The organism is Terasakiella brassicae (assembly GCF_014641495.1).
Taxonomy (GTDB): Bacteria; Pseudomonadota; Alphaproteobacteria; order Rhodospirillales; family Terasakiellaceae; genus Terasakiella; species Terasakiella brassicae.
Map to the genome: position 1 here is coordinate 1 of NZ_BMHV01000020.1, position 16,396 is coordinate 16,396.

The 16,396-nt window shown below is 47.9% G+C and carries 22 protein-coding genes and 1 pseudogene; 14 read left to right on the top strand and 9 right to left on the bottom strand.

Going from position 1 to position 16,396, the window contains the following annotated elements:
• Positions 1-103 (top strand): annotated as a pseudogene (locus tag IEW74_RS12945) (IS110 family transposase); the annotation flags it as partial.
• Between the two features lie 35 nt (positions 104-138).
• Here IEW74_RS12945 and IEW74_RS12950 read toward each other — a convergent pair.
• Genes IEW74_RS12950 through IEW74_RS12960 form a run of 3 tightly spaced genes read right to left on the bottom strand, consistent with a single transcriptional unit; the run spans position 139 to position 3,610 of the window.
• On the bottom strand, positions 139-993 hold the full coding sequence (locus IEW74_RS12950) for an alpha/beta fold hydrolase (RefSeq protein ID WP_188665905.1): 855 nt from the start codon (positions 991-993) through the stop codon (positions 139-141).
• Entirely contained in the window at positions 986-1,684 is a 699-nt protein-coding gene (locus IEW74_RS12955) for a haloacid dehalogenase type II (RefSeq protein ID WP_188665907.1), read from the bottom strand. Before IEW74_RS12955 ends, IEW74_RS12950 begins: the two co-directional genes overlap by 8 nt.
• 15 nt (positions 1,685-1,699) lie before the next feature.
• Positions 1,700-3,610, bottom strand: coding sequence for a lytic transglycosylase domain-containing protein (locus IEW74_RS12960; RefSeq protein WP_188665918.1), 1,911 nt, complete (start codon positions 3,608-3,610; stop codon positions 1,700-1,702).
• 302 nt (positions 3,611-3,912) lie between these two features.
• On the opposite strand from IEW74_RS12960, the gene dapA reads away from it, so the two are divergent.
• Both dapA and smpB read left to right on the top strand, forming a co-directional pair.
• Positions 3,913-4,785 (top strand): 4-hydroxy-tetrahydrodipicolinate synthase, encoded by an 873-nt coding sequence (gene dapA, locus IEW74_RS12965; RefSeq protein WP_188665921.1) that lies wholly within the window; start codon positions 3,913-3,915, stop codon positions 4,783-4,785.
• Between the two features lie 4 nt (positions 4,786-4,789).
• Positions 4,790-5,272 carry an SsrA-binding protein SmpB gene (smpB, locus tag IEW74_RS12970; RefSeq protein WP_188665931.1) on the top strand — a complete coding sequence of 161 codons (483 nt, stop codon included), beginning with the start codon at positions 4,790-4,792 and terminating at the stop codon, positions 5,270-5,272.
• 95 nt (positions 5,273-5,367) lie between these two features.
• Here smpB and IEW74_RS12975 read toward each other — a convergent pair whose 3' ends face one another.
• Positions 5,368-5,649: a hypothetical protein gene (locus tag IEW74_RS12975; protein WP_188665933.1), complete on the bottom strand. Its 282-nt coding sequence runs from the start codon at positions 5,647-5,649 to the stop codon at positions 5,368-5,370.
• 328 nt (positions 5,650-5,977) lie between these two features.
• On the opposite strand from IEW74_RS12975, the gene IEW74_RS12980 reads away from it, so the two are divergent.
• Positions 5,978-6,202 (top strand): DUF4170 domain-containing protein, encoded by a 225-nt coding sequence (locus tag IEW74_RS12980; RefSeq protein WP_188665935.1) that lies wholly within the window; start codon positions 5,978-5,980, stop codon positions 6,200-6,202.
• Positions 6,203-6,279: 77 nt separating this feature from the next.
• On the opposite strand, the gene IEW74_RS12985 is transcribed toward IEW74_RS12980, so the two are convergent.
• From IEW74_RS12985 to IEW74_RS13000, 4 genes are read right to left on the bottom strand one after another with little or no spacing between them, the layout of a single operon-like run.
• Complete coding sequence (locus IEW74_RS12985) at positions 6,280-6,459, bottom strand: DUF4169 family protein (protein ID WP_188665937.1); 180 nt, start codon at positions 6,457-6,459, stop codon at positions 6,280-6,282.
• Complete coding sequence (thrH, locus tag IEW74_RS12990) at positions 6,452-7,063, bottom strand: bifunctional phosphoserine phosphatase/homoserine phosphotransferase ThrH (RefSeq protein ID WP_188665939.1); 612 nt, start codon at positions 7,061-7,063, stop codon at positions 6,452-6,454. Before thrH ends, IEW74_RS12985 begins: the two co-directional genes overlap by 8 nt.
• A gap of 16 nt (positions 7,064-7,079) precedes the next feature.
• Positions 7,080-7,730, bottom strand: a complete 651-nt coding sequence (locus IEW74_RS12995) for a uracil-DNA glycosylase (protein WP_188665941.1) — start codon at positions 7,728-7,730, stop codon at positions 7,080-7,082.
• 6 nt (positions 7,731-7,736) lie between these two features.
• Positions 7,737-8,339 (bottom strand): LabA-like NYN domain-containing protein, encoded by a 603-nt coding sequence (locus tag IEW74_RS13000; RefSeq protein WP_188665943.1) that lies wholly within the window; start codon positions 8,337-8,339, stop codon positions 7,737-7,739.
• A 109-nt stretch (positions 8,340-8,448) separates the two neighbouring features.
• Here IEW74_RS13000 and folK point away from each other — a divergent pair, with 109 nt between their 5' ends.
• The 10 genes from folK (at position 8,449) to IEW74_RS13050 (ending at position 16,040) form a co-directional block, all read left to right on the top strand.
• Complete coding sequence (folK, locus tag IEW74_RS13005) at positions 8,449-8,964, top strand: 2-amino-4-hydroxy-6-hydroxymethyldihydropteridine diphosphokinase (protein ID WP_188665945.1); 516 nt, start codon at positions 8,449-8,451, stop codon at positions 8,962-8,964.
• A 72-nt stretch (positions 8,965-9,036) separates the two neighbouring features.
• Positions 9,037-9,423, top strand: coding sequence for a DNA-directed RNA polymerase subunit omega (gene rpoZ, locus IEW74_RS13010; protein ID WP_188665947.1), 387 nt, complete (start codon positions 9,037-9,039; stop codon positions 9,421-9,423).
• Between the two features lie 12 nt (positions 9,424-9,435).
• Positions 9,436-11,592: a RelA/SpoT family protein gene (locus tag IEW74_RS13015; protein WP_188665949.1), complete on the top strand. Its 2,157-nt coding sequence runs from the start codon at positions 9,436-9,438 to the stop codon at positions 11,590-11,592.
• A gap of 8 nt (positions 11,593-11,600) precedes the next feature.
• Positions 11,601-12,206, top strand: coding sequence for a DUF2062 domain-containing protein (locus tag IEW74_RS13020; RefSeq protein WP_188665951.1), 606 nt, complete (start codon positions 11,601-11,603; stop codon positions 12,204-12,206).
• Complete coding sequence (locus IEW74_RS13025; RefSeq protein WP_188666042.1) at positions 12,196-12,939, top strand: pyridoxine 5'-phosphate synthase; 744 nt, start codon at positions 12,196-12,198, stop codon at positions 12,937-12,939. Before IEW74_RS13020 ends, IEW74_RS13025 begins: the two co-directional genes overlap by 11 nt.
• Positions 12,936-13,346 (top strand): holo-ACP synthase, encoded by a 411-nt coding sequence (gene acpS, locus IEW74_RS13030; protein ID WP_188665953.1) that lies wholly within the window; start codon positions 12,936-12,938, stop codon positions 13,344-13,346. Before IEW74_RS13025 ends, acpS begins: the two co-directional genes overlap by 4 nt.
• A 62-nt stretch (positions 13,347-13,408) precedes the next feature.
• Positions 13,409-14,113 carry a signal peptidase I gene (lepB, locus tag IEW74_RS13035; RefSeq protein ID WP_188665955.1) on the top strand — a complete coding sequence of 235 codons (705 nt, stop codon included), beginning with the start codon at positions 13,409-13,411 and terminating at the stop codon, positions 14,111-14,113.
• Positions 14,114-14,116: 3 nt separating this feature from the next.
• On the top strand, positions 14,117-14,809 hold the full coding sequence (gene rnc, locus IEW74_RS13040; protein ID WP_188665957.1) for a ribonuclease III: 693 nt from the start codon (positions 14,117-14,119) through the stop codon (positions 14,807-14,809).
• Entirely contained in the window at positions 14,806-15,720 is a 915-nt protein-coding gene (gene era / locus IEW74_RS13045) for a GTPase Era (protein WP_188665959.1), read from the top strand. Before rnc ends, era begins: the two co-directional genes overlap by 4 nt.
• Positions 15,721-15,734: 14 nt before the next feature.
• Entirely contained in the window at positions 15,735-16,040 is a 306-nt protein-coding gene (locus IEW74_RS13050; RefSeq protein WP_188665961.1) for a hypothetical protein, read from the top strand.
• Here IEW74_RS13050 and IEW74_RS13055 read toward each other — a convergent pair.
• Positions 16,037-16,393: a hypothetical protein gene (locus IEW74_RS13055; protein ID WP_188665963.1), complete on the bottom strand. Its 357-nt coding sequence runs from the start codon at positions 16,391-16,393 to the stop codon at positions 16,037-16,039. The genes IEW74_RS13050 and IEW74_RS13055 overlap by 4 nt on opposite strands.
• Between the last annotated feature and the right edge of the window lie 3 nt (positions 16,394-16,396).

Here is a 16,396-nt window from a genome sequence, read left to right on the forward strand (position 1 = left end):
AGGAAAACCGGGAAAAGTGGCAGTCGTCGCCGTCATCAGAAAGATGATCGGTATTTTAAATGCAAGAATGAGACAACATTATGCAGCGGCGCTTGACAATTAACACCGCTGCTTTTTAAATGAAGCGGTCTTTTTATTTTACGCAGAGATAAAGTTCAAAACAGCCTGTCGAACCTCTTCTTCATCCAACGTTGGCGCGTGCCCCACATTTTTCACCTCAATTCCTGTGATACGGGGCAGGCTTTCCAACATCCGTTGATATGCTTCCCGTTTAAAAACACTGGAAACCTCACCACGGATTAATAAAACGGGACGATCGGCCAAAGCATAAAAATAAGGCCATAAATCCTGTTTTTGATCATGGGTCGTACTTTCGCGCAGGCTATCTGCAATTTTGACATCCCAACTCGGCACATAGCGCCCTTTATCCAGTTTATAGGTTTTTTGGGCAATCCGGTGCCAGTCTGCGTCCACAAAGCCATGTTCATCTTTATAGTGCTTTTTCAGCTTCTGAACGGCACCCTCCAGATCGGTTACGCTTTCACCATCACCGGTATAGGCAATAATTTTTTCCACACCGGTTTCATCAAGGTCCGGGCCAACATCATTTAAAATCACGCTATGGACCAAACCGGGAGACACAACACACATCGCCATACTCAGCAAACCGCCTAGTGACGTCCCGATTAAATGGCAGTTATGAAGACCTAAAGCAGAGGCGACATTAAAAATATCGGACACATAAACCGCCGGGTTATAGTTTTCCCAATTGGCATCATATTCAGATTTTCCACGTCCGCGATAATCGAACGTCACCACCCGATGGCCCAAACGATTTAAATAATCTGCAATATTTTCGAAATCCTGTGAATTTCGTGTCAGACCGGACAGACACAGGATGGGGCGTTTTGTGTGATCGGTTTCGCGATAGTCACGCACATACAAACGCAGTCCATCTGCCGCACTGATTTCTTTTTCGTTATATTTATTCATAAAAACCTGAAATCAAGGCGGGTAATTGGTCCAAAGATCTCATTTCGAATTGAGGCTCGGCATTCGGACCGAGTTTTTCCTGTTTCTGGCCAAAACGGTTCACCCAGATCACTTGAAAACCGAAAGCTGCCGCACCGGCGGCATCCCATGAATTTGCCGATAAAAAACATCCTTGCGACGGATCAATGTCCAATTGGCTGCACACGAATTCATAAATGCCCGGATCAACCTTAAAAACCCCGACTTCATCGGCAGAATAAACACCATCCAGCAAATGATAAAGTCCGGCCTTGCGCACAGCACTGGTCAACATGGTGCGTGACCCATTCGATAAAATAACCGTTTTAATATTTCTATCTTTTAGATTTTTCAGTATTTTGCCAACTTCCGGGTAGGCATCAAGCTTCAAATACAATTCCATCAATTTTGCACGCAAAGCCGGGTCGTGCATATTGAAGGTTTCCATCGTGAAATCCAGCGCATCACCGGTCACATGCCAGAAATCCTGAAAATCGCCCATCATGGTGCGTAACCAAGTGTACTCCACTTGCTTCTTTCGCCATAACGCGGAAAAATCCAGCCAGTTATCACCGATATCACTGGCACATCGACGTGCAGAGGCCGCAACATCAAATAAAGTGCCATAAGCATCGAATATACAAACTTCTATATTTTTTAACGGTTGCGTCATCGCACGTCTCTCAAATCACTTCTTACGTTGCAGATCACCCTCCAAAGAAGTCGCAATCTCTTTGGATTTTAATCGATAGCGATATACCTGCAAGTTTTCTAGCACACGCTGTACATAATTGCGCGTTTCACTAAAAGGTATTTGCTCAACCCAATCTATCACATAATCATGGTCATCGGTACGCGGATCACCAAACTCGCGGATCCATTGCCGTGTGCGATAGGGGCCGGCATTGTAGGAGGACAAGGTCAGCACATAGGATCCTTTGAATTTCTTTAAAAGATCATCCAGATACTCGCTGCCCAGCCACACATTCAGCTTGGGATGAGTGGTTAGTTTTTGACGAGAATATTTATAATTTTTCTGTTTCGCCAGACGGTGTGCTGTGCGTGGCATCAATTGCATCAACCCGCGTGCGCCAGCCCGACTGGTTGCACGCTCATAAAATGCACTTTCCTGACGCACAATACTGTGTACCAAAGCGGATTCCGGTGTTTTCCTCATAAGCTTTTGATCAAGCAAGGGATAAGCTGCTTCAATAACACCGTGTCCCTCGCGCAGGGCTTTTTTTCCGACATAAACAGCCAGATCAGGTCGCCCGGCATCAATTGCCAACTCGGCCACCAGCGTGCGCCAGCCCGCCGTTGTACTCATGGTATTCAGTTGATAGATAAAGTGGCGCATGAGGTCGCGTTCCCCCATACGTTTTAGGAAGCTGACAACATCAACCAAATCACTTTGATGGAAGAAAATCCGTTCCTGACGGTTCGGCTTGGCTTTTTCATTCAATTCGACCTGAATGCGCTTGTTCATACGCTCTCCTGCCAATTGACCATAATAGGCCGTAGGGTGAAGCGCCGCTGTCTCATACCATTTTTTGGCTTCTTCTGTGCGTTTCAAGCTTTCCATCGTACGTGCAATCCAATAGGCACCTCGTGCTTTGCTAATCGGGTATTGCACGGCCTCGTACAAATTTTCAAAATGCGTAAGCGCCACTTCGGGTTCTTGTAGAAAACGTAACTTAATCCAACCGGCAATCCATTCTGCATCCGCATAATCGGCGCCTTCGGTTAAGCCGTGATTCTGCACCATCCGATAGGCTTCGCTGTAATACCCATCACGCACAGCACTGCGGGCCATAATGGATCGCTGTTTCCACCAAACCTCAGGGTAGGGGACAACATCGGGGGCCTCAAACAACAACGCACGTGCGTCTTCCTCACGTCCTTTAATCCGGCGCCAACGCATGCGTTCAAACAGAAGGCCCGGATGATCTTTCAATTCATCCGGCACACGGGCAATAGCCCGGTCCACACCGCCACGCATTTTACGCAAAGCCAGACGTGCCTCAGCCAAATGCTGCCAGTCTTTTTTGACATATCCCAACATACGGCGGGCGGTATAATATCGGCCTTGCCATAACAAACGGTCCAGACGTGCGATATGATCTTCATAGCGCAGTTCGGATTTATAGCGTTTGTAAAAATCTTTTTGCTGGTGGCGTCCAAAATTCACGTCCCGCCACGATTTGCGAATTTGTTCGCGGGCCTCTTGCTTTCGTCCCAATTGGGACAAAGCGGCTGACAGTCGAATATGACCGTTTGCACTAAGCGGTTGACGACCATTAAACCATTGAATGACCGATTCTGGCGGAATGGCTTCCGACATGGCTTCTTCTGCACGACGTTGCAATGTGGATTGGCGCGGCCAATCGGAATTATGCGCGATAAAAGCTGCAATTTCCTGAAAAGGAACATCTTTCACCGGATCCACAATCTGCATCCAGCGAATGAATTTCGCCGGTAACGGGTTATCAGCCTTGACCGCACGGTTAAGCGCGGCTTTCCATTTTTTCTTTTTAGCCTGTGCGAAAGCTTCTTTCGCAATCTTGTAATCGGGATCGGATAAAGGCTTTGCCGTTGCCATATGCAACGATCCAAGCCCCCATAAAACAAGCGCACATACAAAAAATGTTCTGCCTAATCGGTCTAGTCGACGCAAAGCCACGAGCCTTCCTATTCCATGTTATTTCCTGCAACGATACCTTCTCACGTTCGTTGCTTGAACACACACTTTAAAAGGCCGCAACCTACCTAGCAAGGGTTGTGACATACTTTTTTAATTTAGAATTCTTGCCCATTGACAATGAAAGAGCTATGTTCCCCAATTCTAAAAGTAATATAATTTTGTGTGTCGAGGAATTTCTCGCACATTCCAAGGAGATAAACATGTTTCAGGGTTCTATTCCTGCCCTGATCACGCCGTTCAAAAACGCTCAGATCGACGAACAAGCGTTCCAGGATCACGTTGAATGGCAGATCGAGCAAGGGTCTGATGCACTCGTCCCGGTCGGCACCACAGGTGAATCACCGACTCTCAGCCACCAAGAACACCATCGCGTTGTCGAACTGTGTCTTGAAGCGGCCAAGGGACGCGTACCGGTTATTGCCGGTACCGGTTCAAACAACACGGCCGAAGCCATCAGCTTGCAGAAACATGCGAAAAAGGCGGGCGCGGCTGCGGGCCTTGTTGTGACACCTTATTATAACAAGCCGACACAAGCTGGTTTGATTGCACATTATAAAGCGATCCATGATGCAGTTGATCTGCCCATCGTTATTTATAACATCCCTGGTCGTTCCATCATTGATATGTCCGTGGAAACAATGGCTGAACTGTCAAAGCTTCCCAATATCGTTGGCGTGAAGGATGCAACGGGCGATTTGACACGTCCTCTCAACACCTATCTGGCTTGTGGTGCTGATTTCTGCCAATTATCCGGCGAAGATGCAACGGCTGTTCAGTTCCTGTCCGCAGGTGGTACGGGCTGTATCTCCGTTACCGCCAATATTGCCCCAAAACTCTGTGCCGATATGCAACGCGCATGGCGTGAAGGCGACATAAAAACAGCAATGGACATTCAGTTCAAACTGTTGCCGCTGCACAATGCCATGTTCTGTGAAAGCAGCCCCGGTCCGGTCAAATATGCCGCCGAACTGATGGGCCGTTGTTCTTCAGAAACACGTTTGCCGCTGGTCGAAATTGCCGAAACCAGCAAAGAACGCGTGCGCAAGGCATTGGCCGATCTTGATATGATCTAAGAAGATGGCTTCTAAAAACAAAAAAGACGACTTCTCGGCGCGCATTGCGGCACAAAACCGCAAGGCGCGCCATAACTATTTTATCGAAGATATTATTGAATGCGGCATGGTTCTGACCGGTACGGAAGTTAAATCCCTGCGCAATGGCCGGGCCAGTATTCAAGAATCGTACGCTGCCGAAAAAAACGGTGAGCTTTACCTCATTAACGCCAACATCCCGGAATATGAAGGCGGCAATCGGTTCAACCACGAACCCAAACGCATGCGCAAATTACTGGTTCATAGACGGGAGCTGGATAAGCTCCTCGGCATGTCAACACAGAAGGGGTATACACTGGTTCCTTTACACATTCATTTTAATGATCGTGGTATCGCCAAAGTTGCCATCGGAATCGGTAAAGGGAAACAAAGTCACGACAAGCGCGACAGCATCAAGGACCGCGACTGGAAACGTGATAAAGCCCGTCTCATGCGTGAGAAATATTAGGCTGCAAACCCATAAAACAGAAAAATGCCCCGGCCACATTTAAGCTGGGGCATTTTAATTCATACAGAGCCATCTGTGCAACAGGGGCAGGCTGATTACATTTTCTTTTTAGCGGCACACGGGTTCTTGGCTGCACAGGGATTTTTCGCCGCGCAAGAATTCTTTGCAGCACACGGGTTTTTCACCGCGCATGGGTTCTTAGCTGCACAGGGGTTCGCAGCGCACGGATTTTTTGCAGCACAAGGATTGCCGGCAACTTCAAACGCACCGCTGACAGATGCAGCTTGTACAGGGGAAACGACAGCGGCACTCATCGCACCAACCATAACGGCACAGGCCACACCATTGATCACTTGTTTTTTGCTAATGACGGACATATTGGAAACCTCCAGATTAAAATAGAAACATATAAAAGCGGCGTGTTGAACAATGCCGATAAATAGTTTGTCTCACATTTTTGATGTAGAAGGGGAATCACAACGGATCACAAGAACGTGATTACCTGCCTATATTTGCGTACACTGAAATTTTTTAAATAAAAACAATGAAAATAAATTATAAATACATGTAATAACTATCCGGTATTACCTTTTTCTTGGTAATACCAAATATTTATTGAAATAACTGATTGAAATACACATATCGCATGCGTATATTTATTGAAAATCTCGTTGTTTGTTACTTTTACTTGAAAAGGAAAGCTCTATGGAGAAGCCTCTGCTTCATTTGGTTTTTGGCGGTGAAGTTGCCGATCCGCAAACCAATGATTTCGTCGATCCTGACAATCTTGATATCGTCGGCATTTTCCCCAGCTACGAAGCTGCATTGAATGCATGGCGTGGTGCCAGTCAGGCCCGCGTTGACGAAGCACACACCAAATATGTGATCGTCCATATGCACAAAATGCTCGACCCGGACAAATCCGAATAAGCCGAAAAAAACATCAGACACAAAAAAAACGCTCCCCGGATTTGAGGGAGCGTTTTTTTTAAATGATCATATGAGGCCTATTCGTCCTCGCGTTTTGCGTCATCTACGTTTTTACGCAACTTATCTGCTTCAAATGCCTCTTTTTTCTTTTGCTCTTTTGTGCGCCCAAATTTCACGCGATTTTCTTCGGCCTGTTTTTCTTTATCGGTGCGCGCCTTTTGCTTTCGTTTTTGCCTTAAATTAATAATTTCAGCCAAAACGTGGGCTCGCTGTACGGATGTGAGCCATCAATTCATCATATTTGAAGGCTGTTTTAAATTGCGGAAACTCGGCAATCACATTATCCGGCGCGCTGAACAAAATGCCGGTATCCGCTTCGCCCAACATGGTTGTATCGTTATAGGAATCACCGGCTGCAATGGTATAGAAATTCAGCTTTTTAAAGGCCTCAACTGCTTTGCGTTTATGGTCGCTCAGGCGCAATTTGTAATCCGCAACCCGATCATTTTCATCAACGATCAAACGGTGGCAGAACAGGGTCGGCAAATCCAATTGACGCATCAAAGGTTCCGCAAATTCATAGAAGGTGTCCGACAGAATAACCACTTGAAAGTCTTCGCGTAACTTCCCCAAAAAATCACGTGCACCGTCCAGCGGGCCAAGACTGTCAATGACATCCTGGATGTCTTTCATCTTCAAACCATGCTGATCCAGAATATCCAGACGATACCGCATGAGAACATCGTAATCCGGTTCATCACGTGTCGTCCGTTTCAAGGCTTCGATCCCGGTTTTTTCTGCAAAATTAACCCAGATTTCCGGGATCAAAACCCCTTCAAGATCAAGACATACGATTTCCATTTATTTTCCCCTTAGATTAAGCGTTTAATTCTGCACAGACAGAACGAAATACATCGTGAAACATCTCTTGTGTCAAACGGCCTGTATTCGTGTTGTAGCGCGAACAGTGATAGCTGTTGAACAGGACAGGCAAACCACCCCCAAGGTCGTGACGTATGTTATGACCGAATTTCCACTGCGATTTTTTTAGTCCCAATGTCTGTATCACCGCATTGTGTGCCACACCGCCCAAGGCCACAAGAACACGCAAGTTCTTCATGGCTCCCATTTCATCAATCAAGAAGGGGCGACAGGCCCGTTCCTCAGATGCAATGGTTTTATTCTGTGGTGGGACGCAGCGCACGGCATTGGTAATCCGACAATTGTGCAGTTCAAAACCATCATCCGGGCGCGCGCCATAATCACCGTGCGCAAAGCCGAATGTTTTCAGCGTGGGGTAAAGCAGGTCGCCCGCATAATCCCCGGTAAAGGGGCGCCCTGTACAATTGGCCCCCTTCAATCCGGGTGCCAAACCAACAACCAACAACTGCGCCTCAAGCGGACCGAATGAGGGCACAGGGCCATTGAAAAAATCCGGGAATTTTTCACGATTACTTTCACGAAATTCAACCAAACGCGGGCAGAACCCACAATCGTGTTCCGGCATGGAAGGGGCGCTAAAAGTCATTGTAACTTACTCGTCGTAGTCTGCTTCTTCCTCGTCGTCGATATAATCGTCATCGAAGGTCGGTTGAGAAGAACCGCCCCCAAGCGGTCGCGTAATGGTATCTTCCAAATCGCTCAGTTCAATAAAGTTATCGGCTTGACGGCGCAATTCATCGGCAACCATCGGCGGGTTGGACCGAACCGTGCTGACCACAGTAACCCGCACACCTTTGCGCTGAACAGCATCAACAAGACGTCGAAAATCGCCATCACCGGAGAAAATAACAATATGATCAAGATGTTCGGCCATTTCCATAACATCAATGGCCAGTTCAATGTCCATATTGCCTTTAATTTTACGACGTCCCTGCGCATCGGTAAATTCCTTGGTCGGTTTTGTGACCATCGTATAACCGTTATAGTCGAGCCAGTCGACAAGCGGGCGAATCGGTGAATATTCCTGATCTTCGACCAAGGCTGTGTAATAAAATGCCCGAATAAGATGCCCTTTACTGGCAAAGACTTCTAAAAGGCGTTTGTAATCAATGTCGAAATTCAGGGCGCGGGCAGCGGCATAAAGGTTGGAACCATCAATAAATAAACCCATACGTTCTTGAGGATAAAAAATCATCTTTATTTCCAATTGTTAAAGTATAAATTCATTGCCAAAATATAACGGCAACACTATAAAAACGCCTACCATATTACGCGAAATCTCTTTTTTCGCAAGGATTTATCACATGATTTACATCGGACTTGGCGCAAATTTGCCATCCCCCATTCACGGCAGCCCGGTCGACACGCTAAATGCCTGTATCACGCGTCTTTGCGACTTTGGCCTACGCATTGTCAAAGTTTCGCGCTGGTATGAAAGTGCGCCCGTCCCTATGTCGGATCAACCTTGGTACGTAAACGGTGTTGTTGCGATTGAAACGGACTTGAAGGCCCGTGATGTGTTAAAGCAGCTTTTAAAAATCGAACATGAATTTGGGCGGGTCCGATCAGAAGCCAATGCGCCGCGCGTTCTAGACCTTGACCTAATCGCCTATCACACCCAAATTATTGAAGATGAGGGGAAAATCGAAGACAAACCGTTTTGTGTACCCCATCCACGCATGCATGAACGGGCCTTTGTTCTTTTACCATTGACAGACCTCAACCCGCAATGGATACACCCGAAACTGAAATCAAACCTTTCAGATCTGGTGGCACAATTGCCAAAAGATCAGATTATTCGCCCGATCAAGCAAGAATAGGCTTGATTTAACAGGTATCGGCGCTATATTTTGCGCCCTTCGCATTTTTATATATTTTGGAGTGACGACTTAATGGCTCGCGTTACCGTAGAAGATTGTATCGTTAAGATCCCGAACCGCTTTGAGTTGGTGATGTCCGCAGCACAGCGCACACGTGATATTTCCGCTGGTGCAGAACTGACTGTAGATCGTGACAACGATAAAAACCCGGTCGTCTCCTTGCGTGAAATCGCTGATGAAACCATTTCAATTCCTGAATTGAAAGAGTCTCTGATCCGTGGTTCACAGCGCATGGCCCCGTCTCGTGACGAAGACGATGCGGAAGATAATGCAAACGAAATCGAAGAAAGCGCAGATGCTTTGGCGGATGCCTTGAACGCACAAGACGATAGCGCCACATTGGATGCGGCTGGTGCCTTTGCTTTCCAAGACGAAGTTGAAATCGACGACGAAGACTAAGGAAAAGACCCCATGATCCGTCAATATGAGCTGGTTGAGCGGGTCAAGGCCTATGATCCAAGCGCGGATGAGGATGCCCTCAACCGCGCTTATGTTTTTGCCATGAAGGCACACGGTTCACAAAAACGTGCCTCGGGCGACCCTTATTTCATGCACCCGCTGGAAGTCGCCGGTATCCTGACCGATTACCGGATGGATACGGACACCATCATTACAGCGTTGCTGCACGACACCGTTGAAGACACCGAAGTCACACAAAAAGATATTGAAAATGCCTTCGGTGAACGGGTATCGCGCCTAGTGTCCGGCGTTACCAAGCTGACGCAGATCGAGTTACAGTCTTCGCATACCAAACAGGCAGAAAACCTGCGCAAGCTGGTCATCGCCATGTCCGATGACATTCGCGTCCTGCTGGTCAAACTTGCTGATCGCCTGCACAACATGCGTACGATCCACTTCATTAAAAAAGAGGAAAAACGCCGTCGTATCGCTGCCGAAACAATGGAAATTTACGCCCCGTTGGCAGAACGGATCGGCATGCATGAAATTAAGGACGAATTGCAGGATATGTCCTTTGCCCAGTTGAACCCGGAAGCCCGTGATTCCATTATCACACGGCTGGAATTCCTGCGCGAACAAGGCGGCGGCTTGGTCGGGCGTATTCTCAAAGAACTGCGTGATACCGTAAAAGAACAGGATATCGACGCCGATATCACCGGGCGCGAAAAGGCCCCTTATTCTATCTGGCGCAAAATGCAGCGCCAAGATGTTGGTTTTGAACAACTTTGCGATATCATGGCCTTTCGTATCATTGTTGATAGTGTCGAAGACTGTTATCGCACGCTTGGTATTATCCACGGTAAATATTCGGTCGTTCCTGGTCGTTTTAAAGATTATCTATCCACACCAAAACCAAACGGATATCAATCCCTGCATACCGGTGTTTTTGGACCGGACCATCATCGTATCGAAATTCAAATCCGCACCCGCGAAATGCATGAAATTGCCGAATACGGTGTGGCTGCCCACTGGCATTACAAAGCACAGGGTGGTTCAAACAGCCAGATGACCGAAGGGCGCCAGTATCGCTGGCTACGTGAATTGCTGGATATTTTGGACAGTGCGGATGATCCCGAAGAATTTTTGGAACACACAAAATTAAGTATGTTTCAGGATCAGGTCTTCTGTTTTTCACCAAAGGGCGACTTGATCAACTTGCCACGCGGGGCCACACCCGTTGATTTTGCCTATGCTGTTCATACGGAAATAGGTAATCGCTGCGTTGGTGCAAAAATCAATCGTCGCATTGTTCCCTTGCGTACAGAATTACAAAACGGTGATCAGGTCGAAATTATCACGTCTAAAGTCCCGCAACCGTCCCCAACATGGGAACGTTTTGTGGTTACTGGCAAAGCACGCGCCTGTATTCGACGCTATATCCGCCTGCAACAACGCGACGAATATCTTGCTCTTGGCAAAATCATGCTGCAACGCGCCTTCAAGCAGGAAGACTATCAATATTCTGAAAAAGCACTACACGGCGTCCTTAAAAAGTTTAACGTTACAGATGCAGAAGACTTAATCGCCGAAGTCGGCAGCGGTCACACCCCGGCACGCGAAGTCGTCGAAGCTGTTTTCCCCGGTATAAAAGCCAAGAAAACAACAACATCGACCAAAATTCCGGTTCGCTCCCACAAAGATAAACCCTCTGCGGACTCGGTCCCCATTCGCGGGCTTATTCCGGGAATGGCAATGCATTTTGCGGGCTGCTGTCACCCCCTGCCGGGGGACCGGATCGTCGGCATCGTAACAACCGGGCGCGGTGTCACAATTCATACAATTGATTGTGATAGCCTCATGCAATTCCAAAACGAACCGGAACGCTGGTTGGATGTATCATGGGATATGTCACAGCACGATATTTCGGCCAAACACGTAGGACGCATGAAGCTGATGGTTATGAATGATAAAGGGGCGCTGGGCGCACTGTCTATGGTTATTGCCAAAAATAACGGTAATATTCACAACCTTAAAATTATGAACCGTACGCAAGAATTTTTCGAAATGATCATTGATGTGGAAGTGGACGATGTCCGCCACCTGACCAATATCATTGCCGCCCTGCGCGCCACACCGGAAATCAATTCCGTTGAACGTTCCAGAAGCTAGGGGCGGATATGTTTCGACGTCGCAACAAGCCCTCCATTCTGCAACGGATATCAGGTTTTTTCTGGCCTTCGATCGGATGGAAACGATCCTCTAAATATGTCGGGCACCGTGTCGCCCGCTTACCCGGAACACCATACAGCATCGCAGCCGGTTTTGCCTGTGGGGCCGCCATTTCCTTTACGCCCTTTGTTGGCCTTCATCTGGCAGGCGGGGCGTTGTTTGCATGGCTGATACGCGGTAATCTGCTGGCCTCGTGGATCGGTACATTGGTCGGAAACCCCTGGACTTTTCCCTTCATCTGGGTTGGCATTTATCGCTTGGGCTTATGGATGGGGGCAGGGGATGTTCATGCTGCAAATGATCTGGATTTTCTCAGTTTCTTCGAAAACCTGATGACAGCGGTTAAAAGCCTCGACCTCGCCTATGTCGGTAAAATTGCATGGCCTGTGCTTTGGCCTATGTTTATAGGCGGGCTTCCCAGTTTTGTTGTTGTCTGGATTTTATTTTTCTTTCCGATTAAAATCATGGTTCAGCGTTATCATGCTCGTCGTGTCAAAAAACACGCCATTGCACAAAAATCTACGTTCAAAGGACATTCCCATGATGACCAATAAATTGCGTCTGGGCGTCAATATCGACCACGTTGCAACTATTCGAAACGCCCGTGGCGGCTCGTTTCCCGACCCGGTACGTGCGGCCCAATTGGCGGCAAGCGCAGGTGCCGATGGTATCACAGCCCATTTGCGCGAAGATCGCCGCCATATTTCAGATAATGACATAACCCGGCTAACGAACGAGATTAATCTACCGCTTAATTTTGAAATGGCCGCAACCGATGAAATGGTTTCCATTGCGTTGCGCCATCGTCCGCATGCCGCCTGCATCGTGCCGGAAAAACGTGAAGAACGCACCACCGAAGGCGGATTGGATGCGAAGGGGCAATTTGATCATCTAAAACCGATTGTGGCCAAACTATCCGATGCCGGTATGCGGGTCTCCCTTTTTATCGAGGCCGACCCGGCACAGTTGGAAGCGGCCAAAAAACTCGGCGCACCCGTGATTGAACTCCATACAGGGGCGTATTGCGATGAAACAGGGGCGGCACGTGATCGTGAATTAACCCGCATCATCAAGGCCGCAGCCTATGCCGATGAATTGGGGCTGGAATGTCACGCCGGTCATGGCTTGACCTTCGACACCGTTAAACCCATTGCCGAAATCCCAAATATTGTTGAACTCAACATCGGACATTTCCTGATTGGTGAAGCTATCTTCTGTGGTTTGGCCGAAGCAATGGAAAAAATGCGCAGCCTGATGAACGAAGCCCGTCTGGGTCTGCAAAAATGATCATCGGTATTGGGACGGATCTTATTGATATCCGGCGCATCGAAAAAACTCTGGAAAAATTTGGGGATCGTTTTATTGAACGGGTCTATGCCCCGGAAGAAATTCAAAAAGTACAAAAGCGTGCCCATGTCGCAAATGGTTTTGCCATGCGCTATGCTGCAAAAGAAGCTGCCTCCAAGGCTCTGGGCACAGGCTTTCGAGAGGGGGTTTTCTGGCGCGACCTCGTCAATGACAACCTGCCTTCCGGCAAGCCAACCCTGACTTTGCGCGGTGGGGCAAAAGAACGTTTGGATAAATTGATCCCCGAAGGCATGACAGCCCAAATCGACATTTCCTTAACGGATGAATACCCTATGGCCCATGCCATCGTCATTATTTCTGCCCTTGCAAAGGCAGATGATGCTTGACAAGTTACCCATAAGGTTGGATTCATCTTCCCTCAAATTTAACGAGACATAAAAGCTTATTCATGGATACGATTAAAACAGTCTTTTGGGCAATTGTTCTTGCCTTGGGCATCCGCACCATCGCCTACGAACCTTTCAACATCCCATCCGGCTCAATGAAACCGACACTTTTGATCGGAGACTACCTGTTCGTATCCAAGTTTTCTTATGGATATAGCACCTATTCCTTACCTCTTGGTGTCAACCTGTTTGACGGACGCATTTTTGAAAGTCAGCCGGAACGCGGTGATGTCGCCGTTTTCAAATTGCCGACCAATACGTCTAAAGACTATATCAAACGCATCGTTGGTTTGCCGGGTGATAAAATTCAGGTGATCAACGGTATTCTCCATATCAACGGCGAAGCCGTCAAACGCGAAAAAATCGGGGAATTCGTTTCCCGCGATCAATATGGCAGCGTTCAACGGACAACCAAATATATGGAAACCCTTCCCAATGGGGTGAAACACCTGATTGCAGAAGCCAGCGATAACTGGCGTTGGAACGATAACACACCGGTCTATACCGTCCCGCCACAACATTATTTTGCAATGGGGGATAACCGGGACCACTCACAAGATAGCCGCTGGATTGCCGAAGTCGGCTTTATCCCGGCGAAAAATCTGGTTGGTCGTGCAGAGTTTCTCTTTTATTCTAAAGATACATTGGAACCGATCTGGGATTTGTCTGCTATTCGCTTTTCCCGCCTCTTTACAGGTATTGAATAACATATGCTTGACCCGGCACAGCTTGAAGACACGATAGGCTACGCCTTTAACGACAGGGCCACTTTAAAACTGGCCCTCGTTCATTCCAGCACACATCGTCGTAAAAAAGACGGACAAAGCGTCGATAACGAACGTCTCGAATTTTTAGGAGACCGCGTTGTCGGCCTCGTCGTCGCCGACATGCTTTTTAATCGCTTCCCTAAAGACAGGGAAGGGGACTTGGCACGCCGTCACACCGCCTTGGTCCGTCGCGAAGCCTTGGCCCGCGTTGCAGAGACCATTTCACTGGGTGAATATATTGATATGCTTCCGGCCGAAGCAGCAGGCGGGGGGCGTGAAAATCCCGCCATACTCGCCAATACATGCGAAGCCGTCATCGGTGCCATTTTCACAGACGGTGGGTTTGATGCGGCGCAAACCTTTATATCACGTTTTTGGGCCGAACTGGTCGAAGAAGACCTGACGCCACCGCAAGACAATAAAACCGCCTTGCAAGAATGGGCGCAAGGCCGTGGCTTGCCGCTGCCTGCCTATAAAATCGTCGAGCAAACCGGTCCCGCACATGCCCCTGTTTTTGAAATTGAAGTCAGGGTTTTAAACCATACACCACAACGCGCACAAGGCACCTCGAAACGCAAAGCCGAACAGGCTGCTGCCGGTGCCCTTTTAGATGTACTTTTGGATCAAAATAAATGACAGAGCAAAACGATTTTGCCAATCAACGTGCCGGTTTCGTCGCCTTTGTTGGCGCCCCGAATGCCGGTAAATCCACCGCGATCAACCATATGGTCGGCACAAAAGTTTCCATCGTCTCCCCAAAGGTGCAAACCACACGCACCCGCGTATTGGGCATTATGATGCGCGGTGACAGCCAGATCATTTTTGTGGATACACCGGGGATTTTTGCCCCGAAACGCCGTTTGGACCGCGCAATGGTTGCCGCCGCATGGGGCGGGGCAGCCGATGCCGACCACATCGTTTTATTGATTGATGCCAAACGCGGGATCAGCCACGAAACACAAAGCATTATCGATACGTTGAAAGAACAGAAACGCAAAGCCATCCTGATTATCAACAAGATTGATCTGGTGGACAAAGCGACCTTGCTGGAATTGACGCAAAAATTGAATGATGAAGGCATCTTCACAGATACCTTTATGGTTTCCGCCATCAAAGGGGACGGTTTGGATCATTTTGTTGATTTTATCGCAGAGAAGCTTCCAAAAAGTCCGTGGCTTTTCCCGGAAGATCAAGTTTCTGATATGCCGGAACGTCTTTTGGCGGCCGAGATCACCCGAGAACAGCTATATCTTAAACTGCGCCAAGAACTTCCCTATTCAACCACCGTTGAAACGGAAACATGGGAAGAAAAGAAAGACGGCAGCGTCAAAATCGAACAAATCATCTATGTTGCCCGCGATGGTCAGAAGAAAATCATTCTGGGTAAGGGCGGTCAACAGATCAAAGCGATTGGCGCAAACGCCCGAAAACAGCTTGAGGAAATTCTGGAGTGTCGTGTTCACCTGTTCCTGTTTGTCAAAGTGCGTGACAAATGGGGGGACGACCCGGAACGTTTCAATTACTGGGGGTTGGATTACAACGCGTAAACCATATTAAGCTTATGATTTTCTTTCCCATTTCTGCTGTTTTGATGTCCGCTGTTTGGCTGTTAAGCCTGACCTTGTGGCTTACCCCCGAACAAATGAGATGGGATTACGGGTTGTTTGATATCTACACCAGTACTTTTTTTGAACTGCCTATATTAGCTGTCCTTATCGGCACCCTTGGTATTTTCCTGCATAAGAAATGTACGGACAGCCGCCTGTTCAAAATGACTATGGCGTTGAGCTGGGGATATGTCTTTTTCCCCATTCTCACTTCCGGTTTATTGATTATTGCTGCCTTTACAGGTCTGACAGGTTATTAACGGCTGCTGCGAAGTTCTTCATTAAAGGCAAGAATTTTCTCAGCCAGCGTATCGACAAATACGTCTACACCAGTGAACTTAATCATTTCGTTCACTGCTTTGATCTTCTTATCTTTAAGTATCTTGCCTGATCTTTCATCGATCTTGACATCAAAATCCATTTCCAGTTCTTCTGAATAAAGCCCCAACCACGTACAATTGGGTTCCAAATCGTGTTCAACGCTGGCAAAAAGGCAACCGTTGTCTTCATCGGTCACTTGGATGCGGTGCTCCTCGTTACAAAGAAGCGGGTCCGGCCCCAGTTTTTTGCGTAGTTTTTTGATGACCATATCGACAGGTGTCTGACGTCCCACAGC

Bases quoted from the DNA above. Each gene is read 5' to 3' on its own strand.
- IEW74_RS12950 (WP_188665905.1), bottom strand. From the start codon at position 993: ATGAATAAATATAACGAAAAAGAAATCAGTGCGGCAGATGGACTGCGT.
- IEW74_RS12955 (WP_188665907.1), bottom strand. From the start codon at position 1,684: ATGACGCAACCGTTAAAAAATATAGAAGTTTGTATATTCGATGCTTAT.
- IEW74_RS12960 (WP_188665918.1), bottom strand. From the start codon at position 3,610: ATGGCAACGGCAAAGCCTTTATCCGATCCCGATTACAAGATTGCGAAA.
- dapA (WP_188665921.1), top strand. From the start codon at position 3,913: ATGTTTCAGGGTTCTATTCCTGCCCTGATCACGCCGTTCAAAAACGCT.
- smpB (WP_188665931.1), top strand. From the start codon at position 4,790: ATGGCTTCTAAAAACAAAAAAGACGACTTCTCGGCGCGCATTGCGGCA.
- IEW74_RS12975 (WP_188665933.1), bottom strand. From the start codon at position 5,649: ATGTCCGTCATTAGCAAAAAACAAGTGATCAATGGTGTGGCCTGTGCC.
- IEW74_RS12980 (WP_188665935.1), top strand. From the start codon at position 5,978: ATGGAGAAGCCTCTGCTTCATTTGGTTTTTGGCGGTGAAGTTGCCGAT.
- thrH (WP_188665939.1), bottom strand. From the start codon at position 7,063: ATGGAAATCGTATGTCTTGATCTTGAAGGGGTTTTGATCCCGGAAATC.
- IEW74_RS12995 (WP_188665941.1), bottom strand. From the start codon at position 7,730: ATGACTTTTAGCGCCCCTTCCATGCCGGAACACGATTGTGGGTTCTGC.
- IEW74_RS13000 (WP_188665943.1), bottom strand. From the start codon at position 8,339: ATGATTTTTTATCCTCAAGAACGTATGGGTTTATTTATTGATGGTTCC.
- folK (WP_188665945.1), top strand. From the start codon at position 8,449: ATGATTTACATCGGACTTGGCGCAAATTTGCCATCCCCCATTCACGGC.
- rpoZ (WP_188665947.1), top strand. From the start codon at position 9,037: ATGGCTCGCGTTACCGTAGAAGATTGTATCGTTAAGATCCCGAACCGC.
- IEW74_RS13015 (WP_188665949.1), top strand. From the start codon at position 9,436: ATGATCCGTCAATATGAGCTGGTTGAGCGGGTCAAGGCCTATGATCCA.
- IEW74_RS13020 (WP_188665951.1), top strand. From the start codon at position 11,601: ATGTTTCGACGTCGCAACAAGCCCTCCATTCTGCAACGGATATCAGGT.
- IEW74_RS13025 (WP_188666042.1), top strand. From the start codon at position 12,196: ATGACCAATAAATTGCGTCTGGGCGTCAATATCGACCACGTTGCAACT.
- acpS (WP_188665953.1), top strand. From the start codon at position 12,936: ATGATCATCGGTATTGGGACGGATCTTATTGATATCCGGCGCATCGAA.
- lepB (WP_188665955.1), top strand. From the start codon at position 13,409: ATGGATACGATTAAAACAGTCTTTTGGGCAATTGTTCTTGCCTTGGGC.
- rnc (WP_188665957.1), top strand. From the start codon at position 14,117: ATGCTTGACCCGGCACAGCTTGAAGACACGATAGGCTACGCCTTTAAC.
- era (WP_188665959.1), top strand. From the start codon at position 14,806: ATGACAGAGCAAAACGATTTTGCCAATCAACGTGCCGGTTTCGTCGCC.
- IEW74_RS13050 (WP_188665961.1), top strand. From the start codon at position 15,735: ATGATTTTCTTTCCCATTTCTGCTGTTTTGATGTCCGCTGTTTGGCTG.